At 51.0% G+C, this 21,538-nt stretch carries 17 protein-coding genes; 16 read left to right on the plus strand and 1 reads right to left on the minus strand.

The annotated features are described in order from the left end of the window. Positions 1 to 227 precede the first annotated feature (227 nt). A complete protein-coding gene (locus LQV63_RS00775) occupies positions 228 to 635 on the plus strand; it encodes a DUF5665 domain-containing protein (protein ID WP_019420624.1) in 408 nt (135 codons plus the stop codon). On the opposite strand, the gene LQV63_RS00780 is transcribed toward LQV63_RS00775, so the two are convergent. Continuing rightward, positions 632 to 1,390 carry a TraR/DksA C4-type zinc finger protein gene (locus tag LQV63_RS00780; protein ID WP_233695344.1) on the minus strand — a complete coding sequence of 253 codons (759 nt, stop codon included), beginning with the start codon at positions 1,388 to 1,390 and terminating at the stop codon, positions 632 to 634. The genes LQV63_RS00775 and LQV63_RS00780 overlap by 4 nt on opposite strands. Positions 1,391 to 1,576: 186 nt before the next feature. On the opposite strand from LQV63_RS00780, the gene lspA reads away from it, so the two are divergent. The 15 genes from lspA to LQV63_RS00855 all read left to right on the plus strand — a co-directional run bounded on the left by lspA (position 1,577) and on the right by LQV63_RS00855 (position 21,447). After that, positions 1,577 to 2,083, plus strand: coding sequence for a signal peptidase II (lspA, locus tag LQV63_RS00785; protein WP_233695345.1), 507 nt, complete (start codon positions 1,577 to 1,579; stop codon positions 2,081 to 2,083). A 66-nt stretch (positions 2,084 to 2,149) separates the two neighbouring features. Next, positions 2,150 to 3,112 (plus strand): RluA family pseudouridine synthase, encoded by a 963-nt coding sequence (locus LQV63_RS00790; RefSeq protein ID WP_233695346.1) that lies wholly within the window; start codon positions 2,150 to 2,152, stop codon positions 3,110 to 3,112. Between the two features lie 177 nt (positions 3,113 to 3,289). Further along, complete coding sequence (locus LQV63_RS00795) at positions 3,290 to 4,543, plus strand: LL-diaminopimelate aminotransferase (RefSeq protein ID WP_233695347.1); 1,254 nt, start codon at positions 3,290 to 3,292, stop codon at positions 4,541 to 4,543. 396 nt (positions 4,544 to 4,939) lie between these two features. Further along, positions 4,940 to 5,485, plus strand: coding sequence for a bifunctional pyr operon transcriptional regulator/uracil phosphoribosyltransferase PyrR (pyrR, locus tag LQV63_RS00800; RefSeq protein ID WP_019420619.1), 546 nt, complete (start codon positions 4,940 to 4,942; stop codon positions 5,483 to 5,485). A gap of 5 nt (positions 5,486 to 5,490) precedes the next feature. Further along, positions 5,491 to 6,402, plus strand: coding sequence for an aspartate carbamoyltransferase catalytic subunit (locus LQV63_RS00805; RefSeq protein ID WP_233695348.1), 912 nt, complete (start codon positions 5,491 to 5,493; stop codon positions 6,400 to 6,402). Between the two features lie 101 nt (positions 6,403 to 6,503). Further along, positions 6,504 to 7,778 (plus strand): dihydroorotase, encoded by a 1,275-nt coding sequence (locus LQV63_RS00810; protein ID WP_233695349.1) that lies wholly within the window; start codon positions 6,504 to 6,506, stop codon positions 7,776 to 7,778. Between the two features lie 92 nt (positions 7,779 to 7,870). Further along, on the plus strand, positions 7,871 to 9,001 hold the full coding sequence (gene carA, locus LQV63_RS00815; RefSeq protein WP_233695350.1) for a glutamine-hydrolyzing carbamoyl-phosphate synthase small subunit: 1,131 nt from the start codon (positions 7,871 to 7,873) through the stop codon (positions 8,999 to 9,001). 1 nt (position 9,002) lies between these two features. Beyond that, complete coding sequence (gene carB / locus LQV63_RS00820; protein ID WP_233695351.1) at positions 9,003 to 12,227, plus strand: carbamoyl-phosphate synthase large subunit; 3,225 nt, start codon at positions 9,003 to 9,005, stop codon at positions 12,225 to 12,227. A gap of 279 nt (positions 12,228 to 12,506) precedes the next feature. After that, positions 12,507 to 13,250 (plus strand): orotidine-5'-phosphate decarboxylase, encoded by a 744-nt coding sequence (pyrF, locus tag LQV63_RS00825; protein WP_233695352.1) that lies wholly within the window; start codon positions 12,507 to 12,509, stop codon positions 13,248 to 13,250. Further along, on the plus strand, positions 13,247 to 13,885 hold the full coding sequence (gene pyrE / locus LQV63_RS00830; protein WP_019420613.1) for an orotate phosphoribosyltransferase: 639 nt from the start codon (positions 13,247 to 13,249) through the stop codon (positions 13,883 to 13,885). Before pyrF ends, pyrE begins: the two co-directional genes overlap by 4 nt. Before the next feature lie 397 nt (positions 13,886 to 14,282). Next, on the plus strand, positions 14,283 to 15,122 hold the full coding sequence (locus LQV63_RS00835) for an ABC transporter ATP-binding protein (protein WP_233695353.1): 840 nt from the start codon (positions 14,283 to 14,285) through the stop codon (positions 15,120 to 15,122). Continuing rightward, positions 15,085 to 16,188: an efflux RND transporter periplasmic adaptor subunit gene (locus LQV63_RS00840; RefSeq protein ID WP_233695354.1), complete on the plus strand. Its 1,104-nt coding sequence runs from the start codon at positions 15,085 to 15,087 to the stop codon at positions 16,186 to 16,188. Before LQV63_RS00835 ends, LQV63_RS00840 begins: the two co-directional genes overlap by 38 nt. Then, the gene (locus LQV63_RS00845; RefSeq protein ID WP_233695355.1) at positions 16,188 to 19,061 is read left to right on the plus strand and encodes an ABC transporter permease; all 2,874 of its coding nucleotides are present in this window, start codon (positions 16,188 to 16,190) and stop codon (positions 19,059 to 19,061) included. The genes LQV63_RS00840 and LQV63_RS00845 overlap by 1 nt, the downstream gene beginning before the upstream one ends. A gap of 3 nt (positions 19,062 to 19,064) precedes the next feature. After that, on the plus strand, positions 19,065 to 19,952 hold the full coding sequence (locus LQV63_RS00850) for an ABC transporter ATP-binding protein (protein ID WP_019420609.1): 888 nt from the start codon (positions 19,065 to 19,067) through the stop codon (positions 19,950 to 19,952). 4 nt (positions 19,953 to 19,956) lie between these two features. Beyond that, positions 19,957 to 21,447 (plus strand): ABC transporter substrate-binding protein, encoded by a 1,491-nt coding sequence (locus LQV63_RS00855; RefSeq protein WP_233695356.1) that lies wholly within the window; start codon positions 19,957 to 19,959, stop codon positions 21,445 to 21,447. Positions 21,448 to 21,538: the final 91 nt, after the last annotated feature.

A 21,538-nucleotide genomic window follows, 5' to 3' on the forward strand; every position in this document is an offset into this window, starting at 1 on the left:
GGATACCGCTTGTAGCGTAGAAATATGAGAGGAGAGCGTTGACCTTGCAGGGAATTTATCCAGCATCAGGTCGCGCTCTTTTTACCATTAAGGAAAGTTTAAGTTCTATGAAACAAAATCAAACATCCCTTATGGTGATAAAACCTATATGTGGTCGCTTATCTTGGAATGGCCTCGATAGAGGGTTTTCTTTTCTCACCGTTTGGCCTTAGTGAGGAGGCATGTCAATGTCAAGGCAAAGACAAAGAAAAAATAAAGATAAGAAGGAACAGGAGCAAGAAAAACGAGAGACCATCACGACCGAGTTCCCAGCTTCAATTCCGGACAATGATGAAGAAGAGCGCAAGATGATGAAGACGATACACGACTATACCGTTCTTATGGCGCAGCAAATGGAGAAGTCCCGTATTTATGAATATACGGAACTTCAGTTGAATCCTCGCCGCTTAATATGGGTCAATCTTATGGGAGGCGCTGCACGGGGTGTCGGGATCGCTATCGGCTTCACGATATTTACCGCAATCATTGTATATATATTGCAATATCTCGGGGCGCTTAACCTGCCAATTATCGGCGACTTCATTGCAGATATTGTACGTATCGTTCAACGACAGCTAGACACGAAGTTCTATTAGTGCAAATCCGGTTCCGCATGGTCGGATAAATCGATGTGCTCATCCTCTTCAAGTAAAGGGATGCCTTCACCACTTTCCATATACTGACGGTACTGGCGATTGCGGACGATTGACACATGACGACCAGTAATATCAGTGGCAACGAAGCTTTCGAACGCTTCGACGCTGCCGTCCAATTCTTCGGATGCTTCGATCATCAGGTGGTCATAGTCGTCTGCATTGCGTTCTTCATGCATCGCTGGTGAATCCGAAGTGCCCCATGCTTCAACGATTTGCCAAGCATCTTCACCGTCGAAGCCGTTCTGTGTATCAAGCTCATCAAGGCTGGTACGGCCAAAGGGAGGAGTCAAAAATTGCTCTTCCACTGGACGCCGATCCGATACGAATGTCTCTGGGCAATGTTCTACGCAATACATTGTCGAAGGTACTGCTTCAAGTCGCTCGTAAGGAATATGTTCGTCGCATACGACGCAAATGCCGTACGTGCCTTTTGTCATCATACCCAATGCGGTCTCAATCCGTTCAAGCAATATTTCATGATGTTCATTCAGCGCGATATCTTTGCCGCGTTCATACATTTCCGTCGCCACATCGGCGGGATGGTTGTCGATGGTCGACAACTCGCCTGTATTTTCACGCAATGAATGGGACAAGCCATAATGCTCTCCCTGCTTCAAGCGCTGCTCAAGGTTGGCCTTCGTATCGATTAAGCTTTGCCGTAAGCTTGCTAATTGGTCTGCGGTCAGTTGAGTCATCGTTCGCAAGACTCCTTTCGGGTTGACGTAACGCTTACGTATAGAATGTGCGTTTTAGGCAAAAAACTTCATGGTAAATGACACAGAGGTTGGGTTGGATTGGACGGCATTTTTCAACCTATGATACAATGAGCGAGGCTGGTCTTAGGAAAGAAATACATACGAAAATGAGGTGACAGTAGGGCCGTGTGGTACTATATCATTGCTCTAATCGTTTTTTTGATTGATCAGGGCACAAAGTGGATAATTGCTACAAAGCTAGAATTATATGAACAAATTTCGGTTATCGGAAATTTCTTTCTCATTACGTCGCATCGCAACACAGGCGCCGCGTTCAGCATTCTGGAAAATAAGCGCTGGTTTTTTGTTATCGTGACGATAATCGTTGTGGCAGGGATTATTTGGTACATGCAGAAGATTAAACATCAAAAGGGCGTCATTTTACCGCTGGGACTAAGTCTCATCTTAGGGGGAGCCGTTGGAAATTTCCTTGACCGCCTTCTGTCGGGAGAGGTTGTCGATTTTCTGCAGTTCAACTTCGGTTCCTACACCTTCCCCATCTTTAATATTGCGGATACGGGGATTTGTGTCGGAGTTGGCTTCGTTCTGCTTGATGCTTTACTAACGGTAAAGCATGAGAAGGAGCTTGAAAAGGCACATGGACAAGATGATCCTACGGCCAACAATCGATAGAGCAGACACATAAGATGCGTGTTCGAAATGCCCTTTTCAGCAACAACATATGGAAGGATAAATGCAATGAGTAATATACAACATGATGCTGGTCACGCCGACAATGAGGATCGGGAGGTCTTCATATGGACAGTGGAAGCTGAGCATGCTAAAGAACGGATCGATAAATATATTACCGACTCTATAGAGGAAGAAGTATCGCGTTCCCAAGTGCAGTTGTGGATTCGTGATCATGCGATTCAAGTGAATGGACAGGCGGTAAAGCCAAATTATAAAGTAGTTGAAGGCGATACGATCGAGCTGAAGATGCCGGACCCGGCTCCCGTCGATATTATCTCGGAAGCGATTCCGCTTGATATTTATTATGAGGATGCCGATGTCATCGTCATTAACAAACCGCGCAGCATGGTTGTGCATCCGGCGCCGGGACATACTTCCGGCACGGTAGTCAATGCGCTCATGTACCACTGCAAAGACTTGTCGGGCATTAACGGAGAACTGCGGCCGGGCATCGTGCATCGGATCGATAAAGACACTTCAGGATTATTGATGGCGGCAAAGAATGACCGTGCGCATGTTCATCTTGCTGCTCAATTGAAAGAGCATTCGGTCACGCGCAAATATATGGCATTGGTGCATGGCAACGTTCCGCATGATCAAGGCACAGTCGACGCGCCAATCGGACGTGATTCCTATGATCGCAAAATGTACACGGTCACGGAACGCAACAGCAAGCATGCTGTGACGCACTTTAAAGTGCTGGAGAGATTCGGGGATGCGACGTTTGTTGAGCTGCAGCTCGAGACGGGACGAACGCATCAAATACGCGTCCATATGAAGTTTATCGGTCATCCGCTCGTAGGTGATCCGATGTACAGCCGCGGTACGCGGGGATTGTCGATGGATGGCCAGGCATTGCATGCGGCCACGCTCGGATTCGTTCATCCGACTTCCGGTGAGACGCTTGAATTTACAGCTCCTCTGCCTGAGGATATGGAAATGCTGCTGCAATCGATTCGCAATAGATAGGTGAAATCATGCAAATAACCCTCATCTCCATTCGTTATATATTGGAATTGTGTGTTTAGTAGTCGTGTAATTAATGCAAATTGTTAAATGAATGCTCCATTCCTTTCAATGACGAATTCCAGCATAGTTATAGCAACAAGGATGATCGAATCATTGAGAGAAGGAGCTGCAATAACGATGACAATACAGCGTTATCAGAACACATATATTCAACACACCTTTGCAGAGCGCATTGGTGGAGCAAATTACGGCAAAGACACGAACATTTACAAATTCGAAAAAATAAAACGTGCGAAAGCAGCCGCTAAACAAGCGTATCCCGAAATTGAATTGATTGATATGGGAGTAGGCGAGCCGGACGAGATGGCCGATGCTGGCATTGTGGCGATGCTGGCTGAAGAAGCAGGGAAGCCGGAGAACCGCGGCTATGCCGATAACGGAATTCCTGAATTTAAAATGGCGGCGGTTGAATATTTGCGCACTGTGTTCGGGGTGCAGGACATTGATCCCGAGACGGAAGTACTTCATTCCATCGGCACGAAGCCAGCGCTGGCTATGCTTCCGTCCTGCTTCATCAATCCGGGAGACGTAACCATTATGACGGTTCCGGGATATCCAGTGATGGGCACGCATACGAAGTATTTGGGTGGAGAAGTATATAACATTCCGTTGACGAAGGAACAGCAATTTCTGCCCGATTTGGATCGGATTCCGCAGGACATCTGCCGCCGAGCCAAGCTGCTTTATTTGAACTATCCGAACAATCCGACAGGTGCGGCGGCCACGATCGAATTTTTCGAGAAAGCGATCGCGTGGGCGAAGCACCATGAAGTCATTATCGTTCACGATGCACCCTATGCCGCATTGACATTCGATGGGGCCAAGCCATTCAGTTTCCTGAGCGTACCTGGTGCAAAAGATGTGGGCGTTGAGCTTCACTCCCTGTCGAAGTCTTATAATATGACGGGCTGGCGCATTGGCTTTATTGCGGGTAATCCGCTTATCGTCAAAGCATTTGGCGATGTGAAGGACAACAACGATTCGGGACAGTTTATCGCCATTCAGAAGGCAGCGGCATATGGGCTTTCGCATCCGGAAATTACAGAAAAGATTGCGAACAAATATTCACGCCGTCACGAACTGCTCGTATCGGCTTTGAATGAGGCGGGATTCCGTGCCGAGAAGCCGAAAGGATCTTTCTTCTTATATGTGGAGGCGCCAAAAGCGATACAGAACGGACCCCAGTTTGCAACGGCAGAAGATTTTTCCCAATATCTGATCCGGGAGAAGTTGATTTCCACGGTTCCTTGGGATGATGCGGGCCGCTTTATTCGATTCTCGGTTACGTTCCAAGCCGATGGTGAAGCGGATGAATGCCGTGTCATTGCGGAGTTGAAGCGTAGGCTGACAGATGTGGAATATATTTTCTAATTCACTCTGCTTGACAGGATGCAGGGGAAGTGGGATAATCCTGTTAAATGAATATTGAACCTTTAAATCAGTCCCGAGAGGCTGGCAAGGTAACGCTCATTGCGAGAAAGGACTCGTGAAGGGTGAAGGTCTTCAAGTGCAATCACTAACTACCAGAGAGTGGGAAGTGATTGAAGCTGCGGAAGGTCTTCTCACGCCCTGGTCACGCCGTGTCCTTTCATGCTCACTTATGAAGCATACAACTCCTTGCCTGCGGGCAAGGAGTTTTTTTGTGCGATTAACCGCAAACACTTAAAGAGGTTGTTCAAAAAGTCATTCGACATCGATTCTTGAGGTTGCACATAAGAAAACGGCCTTTGCAATATGGGACTTATAACGGAAGGAGTAATCACCCAAATGAGTAGTACGGCAGACTTCAACATTATTATGGATGAAGCGGGGATTCGGCGAGCGCTTACCCGAATTGCCCACGAAATTCTGGAACGCAACAAAGGGATTGAGAATTGTGTGCTGGTCGGAATTCGAACAAGGGGCATATACATTGCACGGCGAATCGCGGAACGAATACAGCTCATCGAGAATACGAGCATCCAGGTCGTCGAACTGGACATTACGCAGTACCGGGATGACAAGAAAAAAGAAGAGCGGGAAATGGCAGCCATAAGCGAACCTTTCCCGATACAAGATACAAAAGTGATTTTATGCGATGACGTGCTGTATACCGGCCGCACGATTCGAGCGGCGATGGATGCCCTGATGGACCAAGGTCGGCCGCAAATGATACAGCTGGCGGTACTGGCAGACCGAGGACATCGTGAACTGCCGATACGGCCGGACTACGTCGGCAAGAACGTACCGACCTCGCGAATAGAAGAAATTGAAGTGGCACTTGCAGAAATCGATGGTATCGATGAAGTGAAAATCGTACACCACAGGGGGTAGCAGCAATGGCAATGGTACAAATGGACCGTACGGTGAAGGAACGCAGCTTGCTCGGACTCAAGGATCTTAGCAAGCAAGAGATTGAATCGATTCTGGATCGCGCCGCTTACTGGGAGCAGCAGCCCATTAAGGTGAACGATGTTCTCCGACATAAATTTGTTGCAAACATGTTCTTCGAGAACAGCACCCGCACCCGTTGTTCGTTCGAAGTGGCCGAGAAGCGGCTTGGTGCAGAAGTGATTAACTTCACGGCTGCGGCTTCCAGCGTAGAGAAAGGCGAATCCATCTATGACACGGTTCGCACGTTGGAATCAATGGGGATGGATGCAGGAGTGATTCGCCTAAAGCCGGTAGGTCTCTTGGAACAAATTGCGGAGCGCGTCAAAATGCCGCTAGTTAATGCAGGGGACGGTATCAACGAGCATCCGACTCAGGCTCTGCTCGATATATATACAATAAGAAAGCATTTCGGACAGTTGAGCGGCCTTAACGTAGCGATAGTCGGAGACGTCGAGCACAGTCGTGTTGCACGCTCCAATCTATGGGCGCTGCGCAAGTTCGGGGCACAGGTCAGCTTCTGCGCTCCAGACAATATGCGCACACATGATTTGGATGTGCCATATGTCACCATGAATGAGGCGCTGCAAGCCGATGTCGTCATGATGCTGCGAGTTCAATTGGAACGTCACGAATCGAATATGTTGAGCTCGGCGGAGCAATACCGGTCCGGTTACGGGCTAACACTTGAACGCGTTGCACAGATGAAATCCCATGCCATTATCATGCATCCTGCCCCGGTTAACCGCAACGTCGAAATTGACGATAGTGTCGTCGAATGTGAACAGTCGCGTATTTTCGACCAAATGGCAAATGGTGTGCCTATACGAATGGCGGTTCTAGAACGGGCCATGACTTAATTATAGTGAGAGTTCTGAACAACCAAACTTCTTCATGTAGAGGGAAGTCAATATCCGATAGAGAACGGAACAGCACGCATGATGAGAGGAGACAATAATCGATGCTAGTTATTACAAACGCAACGGTGCTTACTAATGAAGGAAAATTGAAATCCGCACACATTTGGATTGAGGACGGGGTCATCCGCAGGTTGACGGATACGGAGGAGCCAATTCCTGCACATGCCGAAGTTCAAGATGCTGCTGGAAAGTTCGTATCGCCTGGTTTTATCGACATGCACGTTCATCTGCGTGAGCCTGGGTTTGAACATAAAGAAACGATAGCGACAGGAACACGCTCGGCAGCGAAGGGTGGATTCACCACAATCGCCTGTATGCCGAATACGCGTCCGGTCATCGATACTCCGGAAACGGTGCAGCTTATATTGGAAAAGGCGGAACAGGAAGGCACAGTAAAGGTACTGCCTTACGGTTCCATTACGAAGAACGAGCTCGGACGCGAGCTGACGGATTTCGTAGCTCTGAAGCAAGCTGGCGTAATTGGGTTCACGGATGATGGTGTCGGCGTGCAAAACGCTCAGATGATGAAGGACGCGATGAAATGGGCCAAAGAGCTCGATATGCCGGTCATTGCACACTGCGAAGATGATTCGCTAGTCACAGGAGCTGCGGTGACAGACGGTGAGTTCGCCCGCAAGCACGGACTGAAGGGAATTCCGAACGAATCGGAAGCGATTCATGTCGGTCGCGATATTTTGCTCTCGGAAGCGACAGGCGTGCACTACCATGTGTGTCACGTCAGTACGGAGCAGTCGATTCGCCTTATCCGTCAAGCGAAGCAGTTCGGCATTCGGGTAACTGCCGAGGTATGCCCGCATCACCTGCTGCTGTCTGATGAAGATATTCCGGGGATGGATGCAAATTGGAAGATGAATCCGCCGCTTCGTACCCCGCGAGACGTTGCAGCATGCATCGAAGCGCTCGAAGACGGAACTATCGATATACTCGTAACCGACCATGCGCCGCATAGTGAAGAAGAGAAGGCAAAAGGAATGAACTTGGCTCCATTCGGCATCGTCGGATTGGAAACGGCGTTCCCGCTGCTGTACACGAAATTCGTCGCCACGGGCAAGTGGCCGCTAGACTTGCTGGTGAAGCGGATGACGGCCGATCCAGCCAAAGTCTTCGGTTTACCGACAGGCCGCTTGGAGGAAGGCGCGCCGGCAGACTTAACAGTCATAGACTTGGAGACCGAATATGAAGTGGACCCGAGCACCTTTTTAACGAAGGGCCGCAACACGCCGTTTACCGGCTGGAAGCTGAAAGGCTGGCCGGTGATGACGCTGGTAGATGGACGGGTTGTCTGGAGCAAATAACCGATAGAACGGAAACAAACATAGATGATTTCGGATAGCTGATAGAATCGTCCTGTAAGGACAAGAGACAGAGAGAGCGAGGAGTGACGAACATGCAAGCAAGATTGTTGTTGGAAGACGGTACCCTATTTACAGGCGCTGCGTTCGGGGCGGATGGTGAATCTGCCGGAGAGGTCGTATTCAATACTGGGATTACAGGTTATCAAGAGGTGCTGTCCGACCCGTCTTACTGCGGACAAATCGTGACTATGACATACCCGCTTATCGGGAATTACGGCATTACGCGTGATGACTTCGAGGCGATTCGCCCTTACGTGCATGGCTTTGTCGTGCGCCGTCACGAAGTTACGCCTAGCAATTGGCGTGCGGAATATACGGTGGACCGCCTGCTGAAAGAGTACGGCATCGTCGGCATTAGCGGTATTGACACACGCATGCTGACGCGCAAGCTGCGCCACTTCGGAACGATGAAGGGGATTCTGACCACAGGCAGCCAGCCGGTAGATGAGCTGAAGGAAATGCTTGGCGTCACTGAATTAATGCGTGACCAAGTGGCTCGCACCTCGACGAAGCAATTGTTCTCCAGTCCTGGCGATAAAGAACGGATTGTGCTGGTTGACTTCGGAGCGAAGAGCGGTATTTTGCGCGAATTAACGAAGCGCGGCTGCGATGTCGTCGTCGTGCCACACGATACGACGGCAGAAGAAATTCGCCGCCTCCGTCCAGACGGCATCCAATTGTCGAACGGGCCTGGGGACCCGAAGGATGTGCCTCACGCTGTGAACATGATTCAGGAGCTGCTCGGAGAGATTCCTATTTTCGGCATCTGTTTGGGCCATCAGCTCTTCGCGCTCGCTTGCGGCGCGGATACGGGCAAGCTGAAGTTCGGTCATCGCGGCGGCAACCACCCGGTTAAAGAATTGGCGACGAACCGTTGCTATATTACATCTCAGAACCATGGCTACACGGTAGTAGAAGAGTCGGTTCAAGGTACCGACTTGGTCGTGACGCACATCAACAACAACGACAAGACAATCGAAGGCTTGAAGCATGCGAACATGCCTGCGTTTTCGGTGCAATACCATCCGGAGGCTGCTCCGGGGCCGTATGACAGCAGCTATTTGTTCGATGATTTTATAGAAATGATTCGTGAGCACAAACATAACCAACCACAAGTTTCGCGCCAAGCGGAGCTCGTAGCACAGCTGAAAGGGGAACTATAATATGCCTAAAAATAAAGACCTCAAGAAAATTCTTGTTATCGGTTCGGGTCCGATTGTCATCGGTCAGGCAGCGGAATTCGACTATGCGGGAACGCAAGCCTGCCAAGCATTGAAAGAAGAAGGCATGGAAGTTGTTCTCATTAACAGCAACCCGGCTACGATTATGACAGATACGAACATGGCGGATAAGGTGTACATCGAACCGATTACGCTCGAATTCGTCACGCAAATTATACGTCAAGAGCGTCCAGATGGCTTGTTGCCGACACTAGGCGGTCAGACAGGCTTGAACATGGCGGTCGAATTAGCACGCGCTGGTGTGCTGGAGCAGGAAAATGTGCGCTTGCTCGGAACGCAGCTTGATGCGATTGAACGTGCGGAAGACCGCGACTTGTTCCGTGAGCTTATGCGTGAGCTAGAGCAGCCGGTACCGCAGAGCACGATTGTGAACTCGGTGCAGGAGGCCGTTGATTTCGCGAATGAGATTGGCTATCCGATTATTGTCCGTCCAGCTTATACGCTTGGCGGTACAGGCGGCGGTATTTGCGACAATGAAGAGGAACTGCTCGAGACGGTAGCATCCGGTATTCGCTACAGCCCGATTGGACAATGCTTGATTGAGAAGAGCATTGCTGGTATGAAAGAAGTGGAATACGAAGTGATGCGCGATGCAAATGACAACTGTATTGTCGTATGCAACATGGAGAATTTTGACCCGGTCGGCGTTCATACGGGTGACAGTATTGTCGTCGCTCCAAGCCAAACGCTGTCTGACCGCGAGTACCAAATGCTGCGCTCCGCGTCGCTCAAAATTATTCGCGCCTTGAATATTGAAGGCGGATGTAACGTACAGTTCGCGCTCGACCCGTTCAGCTATCAATACTATGTCATCGAAGTGAATCCGCGTGTGAGCCGGTCATCGGCCCTCGCATCGAAAGCGACAGGCTATCCAATTGCGAAGATGGCGGCCAAAATTGCGATTGGTTATACACTGGACGAACTCGTGAACCCGGTAACGGGACAAACGTATGCCTGCTTTGAGCCGACGCTCGACTACATCGTATCGAAGATTCCACGTTGGCCGTTCGATAAATTTATGCAAGCGAACCGTAAGCTCGGCACGCAAATGAAAGCGACGGGCGAAGTGATGGCTATCGGCCGCACGTTCGAAGAGTCGATGCACAAAGCGATTCGTTCGCTCGAAATCGGTACGCACCGCCTGTACTTGAAAGATACGGAACAGCTTGACGAAGCAACGCTGCAAGCGCGCTTGAAGGCGCCGGATGACGAGCGCTTGTTCTTGCTCGCCGAAGCGTACCGCCGCGGCTATTCACTGCAGCAGCTGCAGGACTTGACGAAGATCGATTGGTGGTTCCTCGACAAGATTGAGGTTATGGTCAAATTCGAAGACGCTATCCGCGCTGACGAGACGCTGTCGACAGAGACGCTCTATGAAGCGAAGCGCATGGGCTTCACCGACCGCGCCATTGCAGAGCTGCGCAGTGAAGCGCATCCTGGCGGGGCGTACACGAAGGAAGAAGAAGTACGCCAATTCCGCAAGCAGCAAGGCTTTGAGCCGGTATATAAAATGGTTGATACATGTGCGGCGGAATTCGAAGCGACGACGCCATACTACTATTCGACCTACGAGACCGAAAATGAAGTGATTGAATCCACTAAAGAAAAAGTTATCGTGCTTGGTTCCGGCCCAATCCGCATCGGTCAAGGTATCGAATTCGACTACTCGACCGTACATGCGGTATGGGCGATTCAAGACGCTGGTTACGAAGCGGTCATCATTAACAACAACCCGGAAACGGTATCGACCGATTTCAACACATCCGACCGCTTGTACTTCGAACCGCTCTTCTTCGAAGACGTCATGAATGTCATCGAGCAGGAGAAGCCGATTGGCGTCATCGTTCAATTCGGTGGACAGACGGCAATTAACTTGGCGGCGCCGCTTGCCAAAGAGGGTGTGCGCATTCTGGGCTCCAGTCTGGAAAGCATCGATGAGGCGGAAGACCGCAAGAAGTTCGAAGCGCTGCTGTCTCGCCTGCACATCGCGCAACCGAAGGGCAGTACGGTGACTTCAGTTGACCAAGCGGTAGGAACGGCGCAGGGCCTTGGTTATCCAGTGCTCGTTCGCCCATCCTACGTTCTCGGCGGACGCGCTATGGAAATCGTCTACTCGGATAACGAACTCTTGAATTATATGGAGCAAGCAGTGAAAATAAATCCGGATCATCCGGTTCTAATCGACCGCTACATGCTAGGAAAAGAAGTGGAAGTCGATGCAATTTGCGACGGCGAAACCGTGCTTATCCCAGGCATTATGGAGCACGTGGAACGCGCTGGTGTTCACTCCGGCGACTCGATTGCGGTCTATCCGCCACAGCACCTATCAGCTGAATTGAAGCAGCAGGTCGTCGATATTACAATTCGGATTGCGAAAGAATTGAAAACGGTCGGGCTGATTAACATCCAATTCGTCATCTATAAAGAGCGAGTGTACGTTATTGAAGTGAACCCGCGTTCGTCCCGTACAGTGCCATTCTTGAGCAAAGTAACGAACATTCCGATGGCGAACGTGGCAACGAAGCTTATTATGGGAGCTAAGCTGTCTGAGCTGGGTTATCAAGAAGGCCTGTGGCCGGAAGATGACCATGTGTCGGTAAAAGTGCCGGTATTCTCCTTCGCGAAGCTGCGCCGTGTCGAGCCGACGCTCGGACCGGAAATGAAGTCGACCGGCGAAGTCATGGGCCGTGACGTTCAATATGCGAAGGCTTTGTACAAAGGCCTGATCGGGTCTGGCATGAAGATTCCGGCAACGGGCGCCATTATTTGTACAGTAGCGGATAAGGACAAGGAAGAAGCGGTTGAGCTTATGCGCGGCTTCGTCAGCTTGGGATACAAAATCATTGCGACGGGCGGTACGGCAACGGCGCTTGAAGACGCAGGCCTTATCGTCACGCGGGTGAAAAAGCTGACCGAAGGTTCGCCGAATATATTGGACCTGATTCGCAACGGCGAAGCTCACTTTGTCGTCAATACGCTCACGAAGGGCAAGACACCGGAACGCGACGGCTTCCGCATCCGCCGCGAAGCGGTAGAGAACGGCGTCGTCTGCATGACCTCGCTCGATACCGTGCGCGCGCTCCTCGGCATGCTGGAGCAGATTAATTTCTCCTCCCGCCCGATGCCAGCTTTCCATAACCATAGTTAAGCGGAGCTAGAGAAGAGTGCACAATTGCATAGAGGTTGAACGGGGAGGCCGGAAGGCCTCCTCGGATTGTGAATATGCATCTCATCCGTCACATCGAACAGCTTCTCTTAAGTGCGTGTTCAAAAAGGTCGGTTTTCAGCACTGAGAAGGCTGCAGGAATTCGAGAGTGAATGCAAGATTCGATGCCGAGTTACTTCCTGAGTGACTTCGTGATCAAAAGCGAACTTTTTGAACAACCTCTTATATAGGTAACAATGGGAAGGCAGAGTGATATCTACGATGAATCAACCTATAAATGCTGCTGACGCAGCCGGCCGTATAATGGTAGCACTCGACTATCCGCATGCGGATGCGGCTCGAGAGCTAATTAAGCAGCTCGAAGGCATTCCATGCTACATGAAAGTGGGAATGCAGCTTTTTTACGCGGCTGGTCCGGCATTCGTCCGTGAATTGAAGGAATACGGATATAAAGTGTTCCTCGACGTCAAAATGCACGATATTCCGAACACAGTCACAGGCGGAGCGAACAGCGTGACGAAGCTTGGCGTCGACATGTTCAACGTCCATGCCGCCGGTGGTGCGAGCATGATGAGAGCAGCAATGGATGGCGTACAAGCTGCATTGGCGGAAGATGCATCGCTTCAGCGTCCCGTCGTCATCGCCGTTACCCAGCTGACGAGTACGAATCAGCAGGTGATGAACGATGACATCGGCATCCCTGGGTCAGTAGAGGAAGCTGTCGTGCGCTATGCCAAGCTGACGCGGGAAGCGGGGCTTGACGGAGTAGTCGCTTCACCACAGGAAGTGACGCGCATTAAAGCGGCTTGCGGCGCCGACTTCAAGACGGTTACGCCTGGAATCCGGCCCGCAGGCAGCGAGAAGGGCGACCAATCCCGTGTCATGACACCGGGTGAAGCATTTGCCCGCGGCACGGATTACATTGTCGTCGGGCGTCCCATTACGGCGGCACCGAACCCGCGTGCAGCATTGGAATCAATCTTAAAGGAGATGGTGAACTTATGACAACGACAAACATGGAACGAACGATTGCAAGTCATTTATTGAACATTCAAGCGGTGGCGCTGCGTCCGCAAGATCCGTTCACTTGGACTTCCGGCATCAAATCGCCGATATATTGCGACAACCGCTTGACGATGTCCTATCCGGACATTCGCGCTGCGATTGCGGAAGGCTTCGCAGCCTTGGTTAAGGAATACGCGCCGGATGCGGAGATCATTGCTGGGACGGCTACGGCCGGTATACCGCATGCTGCATGGGTGGCAGATAAGCTTGGACTGCCAATGGCGTACATTCGGGACAAAGCGAAGGGGCATGGGAAGCAAAATCAAATTGAAGGCATTATCCGTCCCGGACAAAAAGTTGTCGTCATCGAAGATTTGATTTCAACGGGCGGGAGCTCGCTGAAGGCTGCGCTTGCGGTCAGGGAAGCCGGGGCTGAACCGCTCGCAGTCTTTGCCATCTTTAGCTATCAGTTGGACAAAGCCGTGTCGGCTTTTGCCGAAGCAGGCATTCCGCTGCGCACCTTGTCCAATTATTCGGCGTTGATCGACACGGCGCTTGAGTTGGGCGTCATCCAAGCCTCCGATTTGGATATCTTGAAGGCTTGGCGCCATGATCCTGCCAGCTGGAATAACTAGCTTGTCGCCATGTATAGACCTGATCGCACTGCGCGATCAGGTCTTTTTGTCGCTATTAAGGGAAATTTAAGCTTTCTGTCGAAAAAAAGCATAATATGCATTCCTTATTCCAATCGAACCAACCTCATCACGCGGCCGCTCATTTTAGAAGGGCCCCGATAAAGGCTGTCCCGTATAGGAAATCTGCTCTCGGGCCGAGTCTAGAGACAGTGCGATATCGGACATCTGTCGAATTTATTTACATTGTGTAACAAGCTCGATTTCTGAAAATTGGTAAATTTATTGTTGTAAATATGGAAAAAGCGTTACAAACTTTGTAACTTTTCACCCCATTCAATCGTTTATACTTTAGGAGAGTTTGACGTCATGTCCGAGAGAAAGGGGCAAGGAAACGACAATGAAGTGGCTTCGCAAACGGAAACAAACAGATCCTGGTGAGACGACCCCGGTTCTCGCGGCGAACGAGCAGAAGAAGAAGAAAGATGCGCAAGACGAGGCGGAATACATAGAAGAAGATGGACAATCTGCAGCTTGGCCCGCACGCGCAGTTCCTGTCGTGACAGATGAGCTTCTACTGGACGTTCGCGGCGTGGAACGAACCTTTCAAACCGGAAGCGAGAAGGTGCATGTGCTAAAGGGAATCGACATGGTAGTTCGTCCGGGTCAATTGGTTATGTTAAAAGGCCGCTCAGGTTCAGGGAAGACGACGCTCTTGAACATGCTGGGCGGACTTGATCTGCCTACAAAAGGCGAAATTTTCTTCCGGGGAGATTCATTATCGTCTTGGAGCGACAACAAGCGCACCGTTACCCGGCGCAACGACATCGGCTTTATTTTTCAGGCTTTTGCCTTAATGCCGCTCTTATCTGCATACGAAAATGTAGAGCTATCGCTCCGCATGGCCAACATTCCCCGCCATTTATGGAAAGCGCGCGTTCAGCATTGCTTGGAACTGGTCGGTCTCGGCAAACGGATGAAACACCGTCCGTACGAGATGTCCGGAGGGGAACAACAGCGTGTTGCGATCGCGAAGGCTATTGCTCATAAGCCGTTATTGCTGTTGGCCGATGAGCCGACGGCGGAACTAGACTCACAGATGGGTGCTCAGGTCATGGGGGTATTCCGACAAATTTTACACACTGAAAACATTGCAATTTGCATGACAACCCACGATCCTACAATTTTGGAGGTTGCTGATCATGTTTATGAAATGGTCGACGGAAAATTCATCTCCTGACACAGGAGTATTACAGAAACGGAACTGGCGCCGCGCTATGCTGGCGCTCATGTGCGGCACGCTGCTGCTCACCTCAGCATGCTCGCTGCTGCCGGACGAGGCAGAAGAGGAAGTGCTCCCGAGCATTACAGAGCCAACGATTTCGAAGAAGCCGGAGTATGAGGTCACTAAGAAAGCTTGGGTTTCGTCAGCTAGCGGATCAGGCAAGATTATGTCCGAACAGGAAGAGACCGTATTCTTTACTTTGGACAACAAGCCGATCAAGGACGTTCTTGTCAAGAACGGCGATACGGTGAAAGCCGGTCAAACAATCGCTGTGCTCGATGTGGATGATATGCAGAAGGATTTGCGCCAGAAGCGGTTAGCGCTGCGCAAGGATGAAGTCGAACTGAAGGGCACGCTCCGCCAGAAGGATGAAATGGATCCGGTTCAATTCGAAGAGGCGCAAATTTTGTATGAAGAGAAACGCCAAGCGATTGCCGATTTGGAGACCGATATTGCAAAAGGCACGGTTACATCTCCGTTTGCAGGAGTCATTGTGTCCCTTAACGTGAAGAAGGGGGCGACATCGAAGAAATATGACCCAGTAGCAACGATTGCGAATACGTCTCTACTAACGGTAGCGGCACAGATGTCGAAAGACGACCTGAAGAAAGTAGCGCCGGGCATGGAAGTAGAGGTCAGCGTCAATACAGTTGATAATTTATTGAAGGGAAAAGTAAAGGCTCTCCCGATGCCGACAAATGACAACAACAATAATGGCAGGCAAGGCAATGAACCGGATCAAGATCGGCTGGACAAATATTTGACCGTCGAACTGCTGGATAAGCTGCCGGCTAGCGTCATGCGCGGAACGCCGCTCAGCGTTACTGTCATTGTCGAACGAAGAAAAGACGTCACTGTCATCCCGCTGGCTGCCCTGCGTACGATTGGTTCGCGCACTTACGTGCAGGTCATAGACGAGAAAGGCAAACGGGAAGTCGATGTCGAGGTGGGAGCGCAAAAACCGACAGAGGTCGAGATTAAATCCGGGCTTGAGCCGGGACAGAAAGTAGTGGGTAGATAATGGGCATGCCTATGATGCGTTTTCTGTTCCGCAAAATGTGGAATACCCGCTGGCTTACGCTCAGCACGCTAGTGGGTCTTATCGTTGCCGTGTCTTTTACGGTCAGCATTCCGATGTACTCGGACGGAGCGTTGAAGCGTGTTGTCACGAAAACGCTGCAGGAGAACGGCGGAGGCTTGCCAGCAGGTTCCTTGCTCATGCGTTATCAAGCTTCAGGCGGAGGGAAGACCGATCTGAATGCGCTCAAGGAAGTGGATCGTTACATTCGAGATGACGTGACGGCCGAGATCGGGTTCCCGACAGATGTATTCGTCAATACCCGCAGCTTGAAAGCGACAGAGGTGTCCCCGGTCGATCCGACGAAGGTGGATGCAAGCCGCGTCCGCACGATGACGCTCAGTTCGTTGACCGGCTTGGATGAACAAGTCGAATGGTCGCTCGGCAAGCCGTATGAGGATGGAGAGGCGAACGGTGTGCTGCAGGTCGTTATGCTTGAGGAAGCAATGTACCGTAACGACCTTCACATCGGCGATGAACTGGAATACTCGGTACGCGGGGAAGTCCGTCAGACGCTCACATTGAAGATCGTCGGCACGTTCCAGCCGAAAGAACTGACAAGCGCTTATTGGCATCAAGGATTGGAAGGCATGATGAACTCTCTCTATGTCACTCCAAATACGTTCAATCAAGTGCTGTTGGAACAGAAGGGTGCTCCGCTGCAGCTGTCGAGCTGGTATTACGCCTTTGATTTGCGCCAGATTCAGACGAGTCAATTGAATCCGCTTGAGCGCACGCTGGATCGTCTCGGCATCGAGCTGTATCAGAAGCTGAAGGGAACCCAGTTGGAGCTGTCTTTTGCAAAAGTGTTGAATGAGTTCCGCAGTCAAAGCATACAACTGCAAATGATGCTGTTGACGTTGGCCGCGCCGATGATTGCGATGGTGTTCTATTATATTGCGATGAATGCGAGCCAAGCGTTGGAGAAGCAGCAAAGCGATATTGCCGTTCTGCGCAGCCGCGGCGCCAGCACACGGCAGATTATAAGGTTGTACTTGCTGGAAGGATTGCTTCTTGGAGCGGTCGCTTTAGCCATAGGGCCGTTATTCGGTTGGTTTATGGCCAAATCGATCGGCTCAGCGAACGGGTTCTTGGAGTTCGTCAACCGGAAATCGATTCCGGTCGGCTTCACGACCGACGCTGTCTTGTTCGGAGTGGTAGCAGTCGTCATCGCGTTGATGGCAAGCGTCATTCCGGCCATTATATTCGCGCGCTCATCCATCGTTAATTTGAAGCAGAAGATGGCCCGTTCGGATCGCCGTCCTGTATGGCAGCGCTGGTTCCTTGACGTGCTGCTGCTTGCAATCGCGGGCTATGGCTATTACATGTTGAATCAACAGCAGCTGCTGTCTTTCAAGACGGGGATGAGTTCCGATCAATTGCAAGTGCAGCCGTTTCTATTCTTCGTTCCGGCGCTTGCGATATTTGCAGCCGGCTTGTTCTTCTTGCGGCTGTTCCCGCTCATTTTGCGGCTTGTCCAATGGATTGGCGGGAAGCTGCTTCCAGTGCCGCTGTATTTGACCTTGACGCAGTTGTCACGTTCTGCCAAATCGTACTATCCGCTCATGATTTTGCTCATACTGACGCTCGGCCTAGGCGTATATAACGCTTCGGCAGCGCGTACGATTGACACGAATTCAACCGAACGGACGCTATACAAACACGGCGCTGATGTCATCATTAAAGCCGTATGGGGCAGCACGCAGGAAGTGGACCGCAGCGCTAACAACAATAACAACAACAATAATAACGGCGGTGGCGGCAAGCCGGGACCGGGTCCGGGAGGCGGCAATCAACGGCCGAAGCCAGGCCGCGATATTTATAACGAACCGCCGTTCGAGCCATTCAAACGGATGCCTGGCGTCGAAACTGCCACGCGTGTATTGAAGGAGAAAGGCAATATGATCGTGTCCGGACGTTCTATCGGCTCGGGCACGATTATGGGGATTGATAATGTCGACTTCTCTAAGGTCGCTTGGTTCCGCAACGATCTCTTTCCGGCGCATCCTTACCGGTACTTGGATGCTCTCGGCAAATATTACGAATCAGGCGTCATCATACCGACCAATGTCGCGAAGAAATATCAACTGAAGCAAGGGGATGTCATCTCCGCTTCGATACGGGAGCAGATGGTCGAATTCGTCATCGTGGCGATCCTGCCGTACTGGCCGAGTCTGTACCCGGACGAGGCGCCGTTCTTTATTGCGAATATGGACTATATTTATGATCAGGTTCCGATCTTCCCGTATGAAGTCTGGATCAAGATGCAGGATAAAGCGCCGCTGACGCCGGTCGTGACCGGACTGCAGAAGGAAGGCATCGAGATCTATGACTATCAGGACGTGCGCAGCGAGCTCGCGACACAGAGCAAGCATCCGACGCGCGGCGGAGTGTTCGGCATACTCAGTATGGGATTCTTGGTCTCTGTAGCCATTTCTTTAATCGGCTACTTGTTGTACTGGTTCTTCAACCTGTCAAGGCGTGTCGTTCAATTCGGCATACTGCGCGCGATGGGACTATCACGCAAGCAGCTTACAGGGATGCTGCTGTTGGAGCAATTGTTCACGGCCGGACTGTCGATTGTGCTCGGTATCGTCTTAGGGAAGCTGGCTAGCCGCTTGTTCCTGCCGTTCCTGCAATCTGCGGAAGGCGCGAAGAAGCAAGTTCCGCCGTTCCGCATCGTCTTTGAGGCGAAGGATACCCTCCAGCTGTATATCGTGGTCGGTGTCATGATAGTGACCGGGGCGACACTCTTGTTGATGCATATTCGCCGCCTGCGCGTCCATCAAGCCGTGAAGATGGGAGAGGAGCGTTAATCCGTGATACATTGTGAAGGCCTCGTTAAAATTTATAAGACCGAAGATATTGAAGTAGTGGCCCTGCAAGGCTTGAACTTATCGGTGAAGCAAGGCGAGCTGATGGCCATCATTGGGAACAGCGGGAGCGGGAAATCAACCTTGCTCAACATCCTCGGCGGATTGGATCGTCCGTCCGCCGGGGCAGTCCGGGTAGGGAAGTGGGATCTGCTCAAGATTACCGAAGAGCAGTTAGTTGAGTACAAGCGCGATACGGTCGGGTTCATCTGGCAGAACAATGCCCGCAACCTGCTTCCGTATTTGACCGCGCTGGAAAATGTAGAAGTGCCGATGATGTTGTCGGGGAAGCTGGATCGCAAATATGCAAAAGAGCTGCTTGAATGGGTGGGGCTCGGGCATCGCATGAACAACAAGCTGCACCAGCTGTCCGGAGGGGAGCAGCAGCGGGTCGCCATCGCGATCTCGCTCTCGAACCGGCCGCAGTTGCTGCTGGCCGACGAACCGACGGGCTCCGTGGATACGCAGACGTCAGACATGATTATGAACATATTCCGGCGAATGAGCTCAGAGCTTGGGGTAACCGTCGTAATCGTAACGCATGATCTATCGTTGGCGGGGAAGGTGGACCGTGTCGTTGCGATTCGAGACGGCCTGACCAGCACAGAGTTCATTAAACGCAATCCGAATTTGAATTCGGATGGAGGTGAGGATGAACAGATTGCCGGGCAGGGGCTGCAGGAGCTGCATGAAGCATATGTCGTCGTTGATCGTGTCGGCCGCTTGCAGGTGCCAAAAGAATATTTGGATGCTCTCCACATCCAAGACAAGGCTTCTATGGAATTAGACGGAGACAAGATTATTATCCGCACACCGAAAGAGTTGGAGGGGTAACCTGATGAATCGAAAGAAATGGGTACGCAAGTTGTTGATGGTTACGTTGACGTTAACCATGATTTTCCCGCTGCTGGCTGCGTGCAGCAACAAAAATGACGTGGAACCTGGTCAAGAGCGCGTTCTGCGCATCGGGGTTCTGTATGGTGGGTACGGCGGTGACGACACCTACTTCCGCCAGCAATATACCGACGTATACGAATATGCGAACAAAGGCATTCGCATTGAGATTGTTCCAGCTATAGATGCAAGTGAACAGCGTTATGACAATCCTGCGGATGGGCCTAGAAAAGAGCCTGACCGTGCCGAAGCTTTGAAGAAGATCATGACATCCGCCAATCCAGTCGACATCGTCGTAACGGATGCCAGTCAGTTCCGCAATCTTGTGCAGGACGGTATGCTGAAGCAGCTGGATCCACTTATTCAGCAAGACAAATTCGATACAAGCGATTATGTTCCGACCGTTATTGACGGCATCAAGGCGATGGGTGACAGCAACCTGTACGGTTTGGCACCGACTTTTTATTCTCAGGCATTATTCTATAACAAGACCATGTTCCAAGAAGCAGGCGTCAATCTGCCGACTGACAATATGACATGGGAAGATATGTTCACCTTGGCACGACGCGTGTCCAAAGGGGAAGGCGCGGATCGACAATATGGATTCTCATTTAACCGCTACAGAGGCGGCGAGCCGTTCTGGGACATTATCCAAATCTACAATCCACCGTTGAACCTGCGGGTAGTCGATGAAAAAGGCGAGAGGATGACGGTCAATTCGCCGAAGTGGGAAACGGTGATGTCCACATTTGCGAAATTAGTGAGCGAGAAAGTTATTCCTGGCGGCGACAATCAAGACATGGACATGTCTGGAGGCGGTGAGGAATACAATCCGTACAGCCACGACAGCTTCTTGTCTGGACACGTAGGGATGGTTATTGGAGAGTACTCCTATATCAATTCTGATTTGGCAGATGCGATGAAAAATGCGGAAAAAATCAAAGGCTTCAAAAAATTCGATTGGGATGTCGTGACGGTGCCTTCTCATCCGGAAGCGCCGGGAGTTGCCGGCGGCGTATCATTGAACAACATATTCTCCATTAACCAAAAAGCGCCTAATCCGGATGATGCTTGGGACTTCATCAAATTTGTAAACAGCGAAGATTGGGCAAAGATTCGCTCTCGCAGCAGCTGGGAGATGGTTGCCCGCAAGAAATTCATTACACCGAAGGATGGCGCTAACTTCAACATTGCAGCCTTCTATACGGTCAAACCAGTACCTCCGACAAGTGCGGATCCGAACGAATTGTTCATTCAGATGCCGAATGCATGGCAGGTGCAGGAGCCTGGACAGACCTTGTTCAAAGACGTAGTCAGCGGCAAAAAAACATCTGCTGATGCATTGAAAGAATGGGAGACCGAAGGTAATCAAATATTGCAGCAGCTTAAAAAGAACTCGAAAGACCCCGTTCAAGGCAACGTATACGGCGATTAATGACAGCCGCTGCAAGCAAGTAATACCAAGCGAAGAATCGGTGAGTATCGCGAATAGCGGGCTTGCCGATTCTTTTTTGCTGTTCTTGGGA

It is taken from the genome of Paenibacillus profundus (assembly GCF_021369635.1).
Lineage (GTDB): Bacteria > Bacillota > Bacilli > Paenibacillales > Paenibacillaceae > Paenibacillus_B > Paenibacillus_B profundus.

Bases quoted from the DNA above. Each gene is read 5' to 3' on its own strand.
- LQV63_RS00810 (WP_233695349.1), top strand. From the start codon at position 6,504: ATGCTAGTTATTACAAACGCAACGGTGCTTACTAATGAAGGAAAATTG.
- LQV63_RS00840 (WP_233695354.1), top strand. From the start codon at position 15,085: ATGTTTATGAAATGGTCGACGGAAAATTCATCTCCTGACACAGGAGTA.
- LQV63_RS00790 (WP_233695346.1), top strand. From the start codon at position 2,150: ATGAGTAATATACAACATGATGCTGGTCACGCCGACAATGAGGATCGG.
- carA (WP_233695350.1), top strand. From the start codon at position 7,871: ATGCAAGCAAGATTGTTGTTGGAAGACGGTACCCTATTTACAGGCGCT.
- LQV63_RS00855 (WP_233695356.1), top strand. From the start codon at position 19,957: ATGAATCGAAAGAAATGGGTACGCAAGTTGTTGATGGTTACGTTGACG.
- LQV63_RS00780 (WP_233695344.1), bottom strand. From the start codon at position 1,390: ATGACTCAACTGACCGCAGACCAATTAGCAAGCTTACGGCAAAGCTTA.
- LQV63_RS00835 (WP_233695353.1), top strand. From the start codon at position 14,283: ATGAAGTGGCTTCGCAAACGGAAACAAACAGATCCTGGTGAGACGACC.
- LQV63_RS00805 (WP_233695348.1), top strand. From the start codon at position 5,491: ATGGCAATGGTACAAATGGACCGTACGGTGAAGGAACGCAGCTTGCTC.
- carB (WP_233695351.1), top strand. From the start codon at position 9,003: ATGCCTAAAAATAAAGACCTCAAGAAAATTCTTGTTATCGGTTCGGGT.
- LQV63_RS00795 (WP_233695347.1), top strand. From the start codon at position 3,290: ATGACAATACAGCGTTATCAGAACACATATATTCAACACACCTTTGCA.
- pyrF (WP_233695352.1), top strand. From the start codon at position 12,507: ATGAATCAACCTATAAATGCTGCTGACGCAGCCGGCCGTATAATGGTA.
- pyrE (WP_019420613.1), top strand. From the start codon at position 13,247: ATGACAACGACAAACATGGAACGAACGATTGCAAGTCATTTATTGAAC.
- pyrR (WP_019420619.1), top strand. From the start codon at position 4,940: ATGAGTAGTACGGCAGACTTCAACATTATTATGGATGAAGCGGGGATT.
- LQV63_RS00775 (WP_019420624.1), top strand. From the start codon at position 228: ATGTCAAGGCAAAGACAAAGAAAAAATAAAGATAAGAAGGAACAGGAG.
- LQV63_RS00845 (WP_233695355.1), top strand. From the start codon at position 16,188: ATGGGCATGCCTATGATGCGTTTTCTGTTCCGCAAAATGTGGAATACC.